The organism is Streptomyces sp. NPDC037301, assembly GCF_055602785.1.
Genome location: NZ_JBVJWD010000069.1, coordinates 1 through 13025, shown reverse-complemented (window position 1 = coordinate 13025; position 13025 = coordinate 1). Strand labels below are relative to the sequence as shown.

Sequence of the window (13025 nt, the reverse complement as noted above, 5' to 3'; positions counted from 1 at the left end):
GGCGGCCCGGATCTGTGCGGGAAAGTGACGAAACGATCCGGCACGAGGGGTTCCATCACGCGAGCGGGGCTGCCGGACACACAGCCGACCACCGTAGACTCCGCCGGGTGAGCGCCACCATCACCCCAGTCGACGACCCGCAGCGGCCCGCATCCACCCCCACGTCCCGGGGGAGACGGGTGATGCCGCAGCTCGTACGGTCTGCAGCCGCCGTGATTTCGGGAGTGCTGCTGTACCTGAGCTTCCCGCCCCGGCCCCTGTGGTGGCTGGTTCTGCCCGGCTTCGCCCTGCTCGGCTGGGTGCTGCACGAACGCAGACTGCGCGCCGCGTTCGGCCTCGGCCTGCTCGCCGGACTGGGCTTCATGCTGCCGCTGCTGCACTGGACGGGCGAAGAGGTCGGGCCGGTGCCGTGGCTGGCACTTGCGGCGGCCGAGGCGCTGTTCATCGCGGTCGGCTGCATCGGGATCGCCGCCGTCTCCCGCCTCGCCTGCTGGCCGGTCTGGGCCGCCGCTGTCTGGATCCTCGACGAGGGGATCCGGGCCAGGGCGCCGTTCGGCGGCTTTCCCTGGGGGAAGATCGCCTTCGGGCAGGCGGACAGCGTGTTCCTGCCGCTCGCGGCCGTGGGCGGCACGCCGCTGCTCTCCTTCGCGGTGGTGCTGTGCGGTTTCGGTCTCTATGAGGCGGTGCGCCAGTTCCGTACCTGCCGCAGCACGCGTGAGGTGCCCCGGGCCGCCGTCGCCACAGCCGCCGCGACCGTCCTCGTACCCGTCGCCGCCGCATTCGCCGCCCTGCCGCTCGTGGATGACTCGGCCGAGGACGGCACCGCGACCGTCGCCGCGATCCAGGGCAACGTGCCGCAGCTCGGACTCGACTTCAACGCTCAGCGCCGCGCCGTCCTCGACAACCATGTGCGCCGCACGGAACAGCTCGCCCAGGACGTGAAGGCGGGCAAGGCTCGCCGGCCCGACTTCGTCCTGTGGCCGGAGAACTCCTCCGACCTCGACCCCTACCGGAACGCCGACGCCCGGATCGTGATCGACGACGCGGTGAAGGCGATCGGCGTGCCCACCGTGATCGGGGCGGTGGTCGAGCCCGACACCGGCAAGCTGCGCAACACCCTCATCCAGTGGGATCCGAAGAAGGGGCCTGTCAGCACATACGACAAGCGCCACATCCAACCGTTCGGCGAGTACATTCCGATGCGCTCCTTCGTACGCCTCTTCAGCTCCGACGTGGACCGTGTGCAGCGGGACTTCGGCCCCGGAAAGCAGGTCGGCGTCTTCGATCTGGCGGGTACGAACGTGGGGCTCGTGACCTGTTACGAGGCGGCGTTCGACGACGCCGTACGGGACACGGTCGAGCACGGCAGCCAACTGATCGCCGTACCCAGCAACAACGCCACCTTCGGGCGCAGTGAGATGACCTATCAGCAGCTGGCCATGTCCAGGGTGCGGGCGGTCGAGCACAGCAGGTCCGTCGTCGTCCCCGTCACCAGTGGGGTCAGCGCGATCATCCGTCCGGACGGGACGATCGTCCAGAAGACGAAGCTGTTCACCGCGGACGCGCTGGTGGACGAGGTGCCGTTGAGGTCCTCGCTCACGCCCGCGACCCGGATGGGCACACTCCCCGAAGGAGTCCTCGCACTGATCGCCGTGGCGGGGCTCGGCTGGGCCACCATCCGTTCGGTACGGCTCAGGCGGAGCCGCTGATCCACTCGCACGCCACGTAGGGTCGGGCCCATGGCTACTCCTGATTTCATCCGCGAGATCCGCGCCACCGCGGGCCAACAACTGCTCCTGCTGCCGGGCGTCACCGCCGTGGTCTTCGACGACGAGGGCCGAGTGCTCCTCGGACGCCGTTCCGACACCGGCAAGTGGTCGGTCATCGGCGGCATCTGCGAGCCGGGTGAGCAGCCGGCGGCGACGGCGGAGCGCGAGGTGTACGAAGAGACCGCTGTGCGCTGTGTGGCGGAGCGGGTGGTGCTCACACAGGCCCTGGAACCGGTGCAGTACGCCAACGGCGACCGCTGCCAGTATCTGGACGTCACCTTCCGCTGCCGGGCGACCGGTGGCGAGGCACGCGTCAATGACGACGAGTCGCTGGAGGTGCGCTGGTTCCCGGTGGACGCGCTGCCGCCCTTGAATGAGTTCGGGCTCTTCAGGATCAAGCAGTCCCTGACCGACGAACCCACCTGGTTCGAACCCACTGCCCAGCAGTGACATCCGACGCTCGCCGGACGGGCCCGGCTCTCGGGCCCGCCCGGCGAGCAGGGCTCAGACGGTTCGGGCGTCGGCCGACAGCGCTGCGGGTGCGTCCGGCTCCGCGGCAGCCCCCTCGATGTCCGCGAGGTCCCGGTTCCTGGTCTCCTTGGCACAAACAACTGCCAGCACGGTGAGGAGTGCCGCGGCGATGACATACAGCGAGATGGGGGTCGAGCTGTTGAAGTCCGCGAGCAGCGCGGTGGCGATGAGTGGCGCGGGGGCGCCGGCCGCGACCGACGAGAACTGGGCACCGATCGACGCACCCGAGTAGCGCATCCGGGTCGCGAACATCTCCGAGAAGAAGGCCGCCTGCGGCGCGTACATCGCCCCGTGGAAGATGAGCCCGACCGTGACGGCGAGCAGCAGATTCCCGAAGCTGCGGCTGTCGATCAGCGCGAAGAACGGGAACATCCACAGCGCCACGCCGATTGCGCCGACGAGATAGACGGGCTTGCGCCCGACCCGGTCCGACAGCGCGCCCCACATCGGGATGACCGCGAAGTGGACGGCCGAGGCGATGAGTACCGCGTTGAGCGCCGTCTGCTTGCTCAGGTCCGCTGCTGTGGTCGCGTAGACGAGGATGAACGCCGTGATGACGTAGTAGCTGATGTTCTCCGCCATCCGGGCTCCCATGGCGATCAGCACATCGCGCCAGTGGTGCCGCAGCACGGCGACGAGCGGCATCTTCTCGGCCGCCGCGGCGACCGCCTTGCGCTCCTCGGCCTGTGCCAGGGCTGCCTTGAACACCGGTGATTCATCGACAGAGAGACGAATCCACAAGCCGACGACCACCAGCACACCGGAGAGCAGGAACGGTATGCGCCAGCCCCACGCCCCGAAGGCCGAGTCCGACATGAGCGCGGTGAGCGCGGAGAGCACTCCGGTGGCGAGCAACTGCCCGGCCGGCGCACCCGTCTGCGGCCAGGAGGCCCAGAACCCGCGCCGCTTGGCGTCCCCGTGCTCCGACACGAGCAGCACGGCCCCGCCCCACTCGCCACCGAGGGCGAAGCCCTGCACCAGCCGCAGGATGGTGAGCAGCACGGGGGCGGCGGCCCCGACCGTGGCATGCGTCGGCAACAGGCCGATGGCGAACGTCGCTCCGCCCATCATCAACAGACTGAGCACCAGCAGCTTCTTGCGGCCGAGCCGGTCGCCGTAGTGCCCGAACACCAGGGCACCGAGCGGCCGGGCGGCGAAGCCGACCGCGTAGGTGAGAAAGGAGAGGAGCGTGCCGACGAGCGGCTCGGACTCGGGGAAGAACAGCTTGTTGAAGACCAGCGCGGCAGCTGACCCGTACAGGAAGAAGTCGTACCACTCGATGGTGGTGCCGATGAGGCTTGCGGCGACGATGCGCTTGAGTGAGCGGGTGGTCGGCGGGGCGGATGCCGAGGCAGCCATGAACACCACTTCCGGACGGTTGGTGGGGACGGTTTCGTGTCGCCACACCGTAGGAATGGGCAGGTCAGAGGCACATGTGGCGGGACACCATAGTTCTCGGGCCGGGTGTGCGCGGGGCCACTATGACAGGCACGTCGAGACTGCGTCGAGGACCGTATGGAAGGCTGGCAAGCGTCTGTCCGAGTTGCGTTGTTCGGCATGGTTCAGTGCCCTGATGCTGACTCCCGTGCTGGTTTGGTGCTGACTAAAACCGCATGTCGGCACCCCTGATCACCTGTCCCGTGCTGACTTGGTGCTGACTACGCAGCGTTGAACTTCGGCATTCGGGGCGGATCGGACGGGTAGTGCAGTGCTCCTCACCTCCGCGCGACTGCCGTCAGGCCCGGCGGGTCCCTGCGGAACCGTTGCGTGGTTCTCGCCGTGCAGGTGAACGCTTTTGCCGTCGCGGTAGGAGCCGTCGGCGACGGTGGTCCATCCGTCGTGGGCATGGGAGTGGACGGTAAGGCGGCCGGAGGTTATGTCGTCGTGGATGTGCTGGGCCTGGTTGGAGACTTCGCGGATCTCGTCACGGGTCAGCCAGGGCATCGGGTAGGTGGCCCAGGTCCACTCGGTGTCGATGTCCTCCTGCAGACCGATGGCGAAGGCGGGCCAGGACCATCCTCTGTTCGCCGACGGGGCGGAAGCCGTGCTGCTGAGCAGGGCCTGGGCGAGGTAGGTGGTGGAGCCGGTGAGGGTGGCGATCACGGCAGGGTGCTGCCCCGACCGGGGAACGGTCGGGGCAGCTGTGCCTGTCTATGCCGGATGTCAGTCGGTCGGCACCAAGCGGGTGTTGGCCCAGTCTGCGTGGTCGAAGGATATTCCGTCGCCGCCGTCGGTGGCGCGAAGAGTCAGTTCCTGGACCGCGGTTACATCGATGTCGATGGTGGCCGGCTGGTCGCCCACGGTCATAACCGGGGTGGTCGCGATCACTTTGCCGTCGGCGACGACCTCGAAGGCGACCGTGCCCTTGCCGGTCACTTCGTCGTCCACGCCCACCTGGGTGGTGAAGCGCTGATACCGGCCGTCGAGACGGACGGAGACCGAGCCGGAGGCGTGTATTCCGAGTCCTTTGTAGAATCGGGTGCCGGCGATCTGCTGAGTGTTGCCGTCGCCGCGATCGCGTTCGCCGTTGGACATGTCACGCTCCACTGGGCCCCAGCCGTCGGACTCTGCGGTGAAGGGCAGTTCGCTGACGTAGGCCACGCCGGGCTGCGGAACGAAGACCCGCAGTTTGCGCTCCTCGGAGACGGTCCTCTTCTTGCCCTTGAGGCCGACGCTGTAGCGGGCCGTCACTGTCAGGTCGGTTCCTGTGTTGACGGTGGCGTCCGCGGGAGCGGTGATCTTCCATGGGGGAGTGAGAGCCTCGCCCTCGGCAAGCGTGGCGGCGCTGGTGCCGGTGCCGGTGATCTTCCAGCCTGCCGGAGCATCGGCTGCCTCGATCGAGACGTCCTTGACAGGGCCGTAGCGGTCAAGGGTGAAGCGCCCCTTTACTTCTGCCGTGGCACCCGGCTTGATGTCCACCTTGGCGGGGGTGAGGGCAAGGGTCGCGGAGGGAACACGGTCGACCGCCTTGTCGCAGGTCTTCAGGCCTGGCTTGGCGTGGCAGGCGATGGCGGCGAAGCCGCCGTTGGCCGGCACGGGCACGGAGAGGGTGTCGCTCCGCTTCACGATGCGGGACTCACGGACAAGGCCGTTGCTGCCGTCGCGGATGGTCTCGACGAACCACTCTCCGCCGCCGAGGAAGCTCAGCGGGACCTTGTCCGTGTGTGCGTCGCCCGAGGAGATTGACCCCAGGAACCAGCGATTGTTACTGCGGCGGGCGAACGTCGCGTCCTTGCCCGGGAGGCCGGAGACGAGCTTGGTGTTGTCCCAGACCGTAGGCACCTGCTCCAGGAAGCGCTCCAGCTCCGGCCGGGCGTGGTACGCGTCCACGGTTCCGGCGAAGTTCTGGAAGCCCGACTCGTACACCACGGACAGCGCCAGCTCGGCGGCCTCGGAGTTGGGGTGGCCACCCACATGGAGGTCCATGGGGGTGTAGTCCATGGAACCGACGACGTTCCGGGCGAAGGGGTACGTGGTCATGTCGGTGATGGTCGCCCGCTCGTTGGGCCCGTCGCCCGCTCCGCCCCCGTACTCCGCGCCTCGGACCGCCTCAAACGCCATGATGTGGCGCGGCGCCGCGCGCCTCCAGCTGACGTGGTGGCAGACCGTCAAGGTGCAGACATCCTGGCGACATAGGGATGAGGGATGCGGCACTTCGGGGCGGGGACAGGTGACGGCTGGTGCGCGCCCGGGGCAGGTCGGACAGGCGCGGTTGGCACCTTGATCGAAGGTGAGATCCGCTGGGGTGCAGGGACGGCGGATGCCGACTCGGCGTGGAGGTCGCCACCGCAAACGCTGGCCCACCAGGAAGGCGTTTCCGGGGCGGGAGGCCCAGCGCCTGGTCTCTTTCCGATTCCGGCAGGCGTGGCCGCGCCTCAGATCTTCGGATGGCTGGAAGAGTGAAAGGCCGTCAGCCCGAGGGGCCCCTCGGTTGGCCGACCCATCTGCAAGGTCAGAGTCGAGCCGGAGCCGAGGGGTGAGTGGGTGCCCGCAGCGGGCTGAGTCATGGAGGGTCTGGGCGGGGGTGGGGCTTAACGGCCATGAAAAGTCCTTCGGCGGGTGAAGGCGACGTGCCGGAGGGAGCCGGTGCTGGTTTGGGTCGTCGGAGGGTAAGGCCGGGTGCAAACTGTGCAGTTGAGTGCATTTAGACAGCAAAATCAAACAGAAAGTGACGCACCCGAACAGGTGGTCACAGGAAACCTGCCGGACATCTGCGTGTCAAGAGACTGTTCCGAAAACGCGCGAGGGTCCGCCCGGGCGGGCGGCGGCATGAGCGTGCCGCTTCTGCTGCTCGCCGTGCAGTCGGTGGCGTGGTGGTGGGTCGTCGCCCCCTCGGCCCGGCAAATCGCCGCACGGGCCGGCGGTGTCCGTGTTGTTTAAGCGCAACCACCGCGACTCCTGACCCAAGCCCGAACTCTCTACGCGCTTACCACGGTCGAGGCACTGTGTGGGTTGGTCGAGCCTGCACGGGCCGCGGACCTGCTGATCTCGACCGGGGCCACCTGGCTGGGCCAGGTGGCCCGACGCGCTGATCGCTGGCGGGTCACCATGCTGAGCCGCTGGCCCGCGGACGACCGCAACGTGCTGCCTGCATGCGATCAAACAAGGCGTGATCGCGCATCTTTCTTTGCAACAGGGCCTTGCCTAGTATGTGCCCGGCCGTTTAAATGTGGGCACTCGCTCGGGCGCCTGGGTGGTCGCTGTGGCCACCTACGGCGGCGGCCGGCTGGTCCACCGGCGCGACCGGGGGCCTGCGGCAAGCACTTTGTAGATCTCCTCAGGCTCCGTTCACAGGGCTCTTGACAACGTTGTCTATTGATTTCCACTCTGGAGGCATTGGTGATCGCCAGTCGGTATACGGACAGTCCGGGGAGAGCCCCGGCCCGGGCTTCGCTCGTGAGGCGCGTGAAGCCGGCATCCAGGGGGCTGGCAGCCCTGATCGCGGGCGGACTGCTGGCCGCGTTGGTCCCGTGGATCGGCGCGACTGGCCCGGCGGCCGCAGCGCCGTCCGAGGTGGCTGCGGCGTCCAACGTCGAGCATGTCGATCCCCTCATCGGGACGACGGGCGCCAACAGCACCGAGTACGGGGGCATGATCCCCAGTACGGCGCCCCCTTTCGCGATGACCCGATGGTCGCCGATGACCCGCACCAACTACGTCAGCAGGCTGCCCTACCACCACAACGACACGAAGATCACCGGGTTCATCGGCACTCATCAGCCGGCGATCTGGATGGGCGACTCCGGCTATGTGGTGGGCATGCCCGGAGTCGGCGCAGTCAAGACGGCCGAGGCGGATCGAGGTCTGCCCTTCACTCACGCCGATGAGACTGCCGCGGCGGACAAGTACACGGTGAACATGACTCCGGCGCCCGGGCAGGTACTCAAGGCCGAACTCACCGGAACCTCCCGGGTCGGGCACCTGCGGCTGACCTACCCGAAGGGGGCCGCGACGAACTTCGTGATGCAGGCCACCCGGTCCGGCATCACCGGGAGCGTGCACATCGACCCGGCCAAGAGGGAGATCACCGGTTACAACCCCGACCGCCAGGACAGCAAGCTCGGCCCGTCCAAGGCGCCCGGCTTCAAGGGGTACTTCGTCGCGCGGTTCGACACCGCCTTCGACAGCTACGGCACGGCCAAGGGTGCGACTCAGTTCGACGGGGAGGGCGACCGTACGGACCAGGACCTCGCAGGCTACGTCCGGTTCCCCGCCGGCAGCGAGACGGTAAACGTCCGGATCGCGACCTCGTTCATCTCGGTGGACCAGGCGCGGGCCAACCTCAATGCAGAGGTTCCCGACGGCCAGAGCTTCGATGCGACCGCGGCCACGACCAGGGCTGCCTGGGCCGACAAGCTCGACCGCGTCGACATCTCCGGCGCCACCCCCGACCAGCGCACCACCTTCTACACCAGCATGTACCACGCGTTGCAGTACCCCTCGGAGATGTCCGAGCAAGGCCGCTACTACAGCGCCTACGACGACAAGGTCCACGACGGTGTGAGCTACACCGGATACTCGCTCTGGGACACCTTCCGGGCGCAGAACGCGTTCCTCACCCTCTTCGCTCCGGAACGCATCGACGACATGGTCACCTCGATGCTGCAGGACTACAAGCAAAGCGGCTGGCTTCCCATGTGGAAGAACTTCGCCGAGACCAACATCATGGTGGGCACGAACGCCGACTCGATCATCGCGGAGGCCATCGCCAAGGGCTTCGACGGGTTCGACCTGGACCTCGCCTATGAGGCTGTCCGCAAGAACGCGATGACGCCTCCCGACAAGGACACCGAGTTGTGGTGGGGCGACCGGCAGGAGGGAACGCCCGCCGAGGCGCGCGCAGGCCTGACGACGTACAAGGAGAACGGCTGGGTCGCCGCCGACCGCACCGCGGAAGCAGGCAGCCGCACCCTTGACTACGCCTTCGAGGACTGGGCCGTCGTACAGGTCGCCAAGGCCGTCGGCAAGACCGATGACGCCAAGTTCTTCCTGGACCGCAGCAAGAACTACAAGAACCTGTACAACCCCACGACGGGCTTCATGCAGGCCCGCAACTTCGACGGCTCCTGGAACAATGGCGGCTGGACCGAGGGTGACAAGTGGGTTTACACCAACGATGTCATGCATGACGTCCCTGGCCTGATCGCCCTCAAGGGCGGCGACGCCAAGTTCACCGAGTGGCTCGACAGCTACTTCGACGGCGGACACAACAACCAGACCAACGAGCCCAGCCACCACTCTCCCTACCTGTACGACTACGCCGGCCGGCCATGGAAGACCCAGGAACTGGTCCGCCAGATTGCCGACGAGAACTACCACGCCGCCCCCGACGGTCTCTCCGGCAACGACGACTGCGGCCAGATGTCCGCCTGGTACCTGTTCTCCGCGATGGGCTTCTACCCCGTCAACCCGGCCTCCGGTGAGTACGCGGTGGGCAGCCCCCTGTTCGACAAGGTCACGCTTCGGCTGCCCGGGACCACCAAGCCGCTGGTGATCAAATCCAATGGCGCAGAACTCAAGCCGTACGTGAAGGGACTCAGCCTCAACGGCAAGCGCATCACCAAGCCGTTCCTGAGCCACTCCGACCTCACCGGCGGTGGAAACCTCAAGTTCACCATGAACGCGGCGCCGCAGAGCTGGGGCGCTTCGACCACCCCCCCGCCCGCGAAGCCCGTGAATCTCGCCGCCCACAAGCCGGTCACGATGATCAACGGCACCCCGGCAACCAGCTGGGGCAAGCCCACCGAGAACGCCGTCGACGGCAATCTCACGACCATGGCACAGTCGACCACCAGCGATCCCTGGAGCATGAAGGTCGACCTGGGCGCCAGCACCGCGGTCCGCCGGATGGACGTCAACCCCGACTGGGAGAACTACCCGACAAGCTATGACCTCAAGGTCTCGCAGGACGGCACCAACTGGACAACAGTGGCCGGCGAAGCCGACTCCGGCGGCACCACCGGCTGCGCCGCCCACGGCGTCCAGAAATGCGGCCAGCCGCACTCGTACACCTTCCCCAAGGTGAAGGCCCGCTACGTGCTCCTGAGCGTCAACAGCTGGGTCTCCGCCAAGACCGGCGCACCAGCCAACGGATACGGCTGGGGCCTCAAGGAGTTCGGAGTCTTCGTCACCAACTGAGGACCGGACCGGCCGGACAGCTGCCTGCCAAGCAGCTGTCCGGTGCTGTTCGAGTGGCCACAACGGGCATAGCCAGGGCACGGCGCTGGCCAACGTGATGTTCGGCAAGCAAAACCCGTCGAGCCACCTGAACTTCACCTGGTGCAAGGACGAGTCCCAGCTGACCGCGATGAGCAACGGGTCGCACTTCGGGGCGGCCGGCGGGCTCGGCCGCACCTTACCAACACTTCACCGGCGCCAAGACCGGGCACCGACGTCACCGTCGACTTCACGGACGCCAGCACCAAGAAGTACACGAATGCCTGGCAGGAGTTGCTCGCCGACGACCTGTTCACACCCTCACCTCATGGGACAAGGAGTGCGACAAGGGTCTGGGGGAGGGGAATGGCGGCAGCTTCCTCGCCATGCCCAAGACCGGCAAGACCGATCAGTGAGCCCATCCCGGGTGAAACATCACAGACTCGTCTCACCCGCATCCACAGACTTGACGCTCTCCCGCGAGGGCAGTGTCATGTGTGTACGAGTTTGAATCTGTTGCTTTCTGGTCGATGTTGAGGCAGTGCCTCTCTTCCGGACATCCGCACAGGGCCGCTCGACGGCCCATCTCGCTCTCCTCACCGCACGACCCCTGAACACGTCTTCTCCGCTGGTCGCTGCCAGCACAAAGGAGCTTCACCATGTCCTCTGCATTCCAGCGGCGTGTCGCTGTCGCCACCGGCCTTCTGCTCGTCCTCGGCGTGAGCACGGCGTGTTCCTCGGGCAAGGAGGCTGCCGGTCAGTCAACGTGACAGTGCCCATCCAGCGCATCCGCCGCGGCCTACGACACATCCAGTACCGCAGCGACCTCATCGACGGCTGCCTCGCCGAGACCGGCCTGACTATCAGATCACCGCGCCCACAAGGGCCTGAACAACCGGGCCGAGAACAGCCATCAGCCGACGAGGCAGCGCGAACGCGCGATGAAGGGCTTCCGCTCCGTCGGCGGAGCCCAGCGGTTCCTGGCCGCGTTCAGCGGCATCTCACCGCACTTCCGACCACGCCGCCACCTGATGACCGCCACCGAGTACCGCACCGAGATGACCACCCGCTTCGCCATCTGGGACGAGATCACCGGCGCCACCGACCAGCCCATCGCAGCGTAAGCCAGGCCCCCACCCGACCCCTACACACCCTGACGCGCCCTCAATCGATCAACACCGCACCAACGTGACAACGCCCGTCGAGCGGTTCGGCGTACTCGCGGTCCATGAGGTCGCGTGCGCGACGCAACCGAGCCAGCTCCTCCGGTGTCACCCGCGGAGCATATGGCCCGTGACTCCCGGACGGGCGCTCAGCGCCTCGTCTCGTACCTGGTCAGGATCACGCCGCAGGGAAGCGTCCGCGTCTCCACCAGGTTCAGGTTCACCCAGTTGTCCAGCGCGGTGAAGAACGGCGTGCCGCCGCCCACCAGGACCGGCGCGGTGGCCAGCACGTACTCGTCAATCAGCCCGGCCCGCATGGCCGCCCCGGCGAGCGTCGCGCCGCCGATGTCCATCGGGCCGCCGTCCTCGGCCTTGAGCCGGGTGATCTCGGCGACCGCGTCGCCGGTGACCAGGCGGGTGTTCCAGTCGACCTTGTCGATCGTCGAGGAGAACACCACCTTCGACATGTCCCGCCAGCGGCGCGCGAACTCGATCTCCGCCGGGGTGGCGTTGGGCTGCTGGTCGCCGGTCGGCCAGTAGGAGCTCATCGTCTGCCACAGCTTGCGCCCGTACAGCGACAGGTCGGTCGCCTGCAACTGGTCGGACCAAAACTGGAACAGCTCGTCGCTCGGCACGCTCCAGTCGATGTCGTCGCCGGGCGCGGCGATGTAGCCGTCCAGGGTCAGGTTCATGCCGTAGATCAGTTTCCGCATGGCGCCAGCCTTCCGTGAGTCGGTCTCACGCGTACAGACCGGCGCGGCGCGGGAAACTCATCGGTGCGCGATCTGAGCTCACATGTAGTCCTCGTGCTCGGTGGCTCAGCCGCAGACTCATCGTTCCGCCGAGGAAATGGCATCGATCTGAGACTGATCTTGGGTGACATCGCGGTGAGACAAAAGAGAACCAGCAGGTCACAGAAGATCGACATGTCATCGGCGGCGAGACCCTACACGACGCCGTCCTGGACGAAGGGGAGTAGCCAGTGGGAGAGATCGAGGACGCGATCGAGCGGGCCGACCGGGAGGCGTTCACCCGGGAGCCGCCCAAGACTCTGCAGGGCCGCATCAACTTCCTGATGAAGCAGCTGAAGACGACGCGCGCCGTGGCTGCCGAGCTGGGCGTGACCCAGCGGTCGGTGGAGCGCTACCGCAAGGGCGAACGGAAGCACCCACCCAAGGACATCACCGCGAAAGTCGAAGCGGCGGTACGGCAGCGCTGGCAACCACAGGTCCGCAAGCGCCGCCGCCGGCAGGCCGCCGCCACCGGCGGCATCACAGTGGAAACCAGGGCCCGGTTCGGCTACACCGCGCCGATCGGCACGACCGACGACGGCCGCTTCCGCCGCCTCACCGTCCACCTTCCAGCGACGTACGCGCAACGCCTGTTCGACGCCCGCGACGCCGGGGCCAGCGACCAGGAGCTGCGTGGGATCATCGCCGAAGGATTTAAAGACGTGTATTTCCAGGACGGCGGAGGGCGCGCTATGGGGCTCTCAGACGTCGCTATCAACGACATCGACTACATGGATTTCGACTTCTGAGAAGGGGAAATCATGACCGCTGAATTCACCGATTGTGACTGAGTACCCGAGTTGGCCACTGAACCTTTTTCATCCTGAATAGCCGCAGGTCATCAGGGTGTGGATGGGTGTGGACGGCCTGGACGATGGTGCCGACGCGTCGGGTGGAGCATCTGGTTCGCCGGAGGATCCGCCACTGCTTCAACTGAGCGAAGGCGCGTTCGCCGGGCGCCCGGAGCCGGGCGTGGTCACGGTTGAACTGCTGGTAGTGCTCGGGCTGTTCGCGGTGGCCGTAGTACGGGGTGCGGACAGTGGCGCCGGCGCCCTGATAGGCACGGTCCGCAAGAATGAGGATCTGCCGGGTCAGGCATGCCTGGATGATGCCGT

The 13025-nt window shown here is 67.0% G+C and carries 9 protein-coding genes and 3 pseudogenes; 7 read left to right on the top strand and 5 right to left on the bottom strand.

Annotated elements, in window-relative coordinates; translation table 11 throughout:
• The first annotated feature begins 107 nt into the window (after window positions 1–107).
• Window positions 108–1709: an apolipoprotein N-acyltransferase gene (gene lnt, locus ACZ7IB_RS44365; protein WP_470920705.1), complete on the top strand. Its 1602-nt coding sequence runs from the start codon at window positions 108–110 to the stop codon at window positions 1707–1709.
• Between the two features lie 30 nt (window positions 1710–1739).
• Window positions 1740–2219, top strand: a complete 480-nt coding sequence (locus ACZ7IB_RS44360) for an NUDIX hydrolase (RefSeq protein WP_383079428.1) — start codon at window positions 1740–1742, stop codon at window positions 2217–2219.
• A 54-nt stretch (window positions 2220–2273) separates the two neighbouring features.
• Here ACZ7IB_RS44360 and ACZ7IB_RS44355 read toward each other — a convergent pair whose 3' ends face one another.
• The 3 genes from ACZ7IB_RS44355 to ACZ7IB_RS44345 all read right to left on the bottom strand — a co-directional run bounded on the left by ACZ7IB_RS44355 (window position 2274) and on the right by ACZ7IB_RS44345 (window position 5780).
• A complete protein-coding gene (locus ACZ7IB_RS44355; protein WP_470920704.1) occupies window positions 2274–3659 on the bottom strand; it encodes an MFS transporter in 1386 nt (461 codons plus the stop codon).
• Between the two features lie 270 nt (window positions 3660–3929).
• Window positions 3930–4403 (bottom strand): hypothetical protein, encoded by a 474-nt coding sequence (locus tag ACZ7IB_RS44350; RefSeq protein ID WP_470920702.1) that lies wholly within the window; start codon window positions 4401–4403, stop codon window positions 3930–3932.
• Window positions 4404–4463: 60 nt separating this feature from the next.
• Entirely contained in the window at window positions 4464–5780 is a 1317-nt protein-coding gene (locus ACZ7IB_RS44345; RefSeq protein ID WP_470920701.1) for an NPCBM/NEW2 domain-containing protein, read from the bottom strand.
• 1425 nt (window positions 5781–7205) lie between these two features.
• On the opposite strand from ACZ7IB_RS44345, the gene ACZ7IB_RS44340 reads away from it, so the two are divergent.
• The 4 genes and pseudogenes from ACZ7IB_RS44340 to ACZ7IB_RS44325 form a co-directional block, all read left to right on the top strand.
• A complete protein-coding gene (locus ACZ7IB_RS44340) occupies window positions 7206–9938 on the top strand; it encodes a GH92 family glycosyl hydrolase (RefSeq protein ID WP_470920699.1) in 2733 nt (910 codons plus the stop codon).
• A gap of 64 nt (window positions 9939–10002) precedes the next feature.
• Window positions 10003–10467: pseudogene (locus ACZ7IB_RS44335) on the top strand (hypothetical protein); the annotation flags it as partial.
• Window positions 10468–10743: 276 nt separating this feature from the next.
• Window positions 10744–10821: pseudogene (locus tag ACZ7IB_RS44330) on the top strand (transposase); the annotation flags it as partial.
• 1 nt (window position 10822) lies between these two features.
• Window positions 10823–11080: pseudogene (locus tag ACZ7IB_RS44325) on the top strand (DDE-type integrase/transposase/recombinase); the annotation flags it as partial.
• 188 nt (window positions 11081–11268) lie between these two features.
• On the opposite strand, the gene ACZ7IB_RS44320 reads toward ACZ7IB_RS44325, so the two are convergent.
• Window positions 11269–11832 (bottom strand): dihydrofolate reductase family protein, encoded by a 564-nt coding sequence (locus ACZ7IB_RS44320; protein WP_470920697.1) that lies wholly within the window; start codon window positions 11830–11832, stop codon window positions 11269–11271.
• Between the two features lie 269 nt (window positions 11833–12101).
• Here ACZ7IB_RS44320 and tpg point away from each other — a divergent pair, with 269 nt between their 5' ends.
• Window positions 12102–12659 carry a telomere-protecting terminal protein Tpg gene (gene tpg / locus ACZ7IB_RS44315; protein ID WP_470920696.1) on the top strand — a complete coding sequence of 186 codons (558 nt, stop codon included), beginning with the start codon at window positions 12102–12104 and terminating at the stop codon, window positions 12657–12659.
• A gap of 25 nt (window positions 12660–12684) precedes the next feature.
• Here the strand turns inward: tpg and ACZ7IB_RS44310 are convergent.
• The coding region (locus ACZ7IB_RS44310) for a transposase family protein (RefSeq protein WP_470920694.1) at window positions 12685–13025 on the bottom strand (341 nt) is incomplete at its 5' end.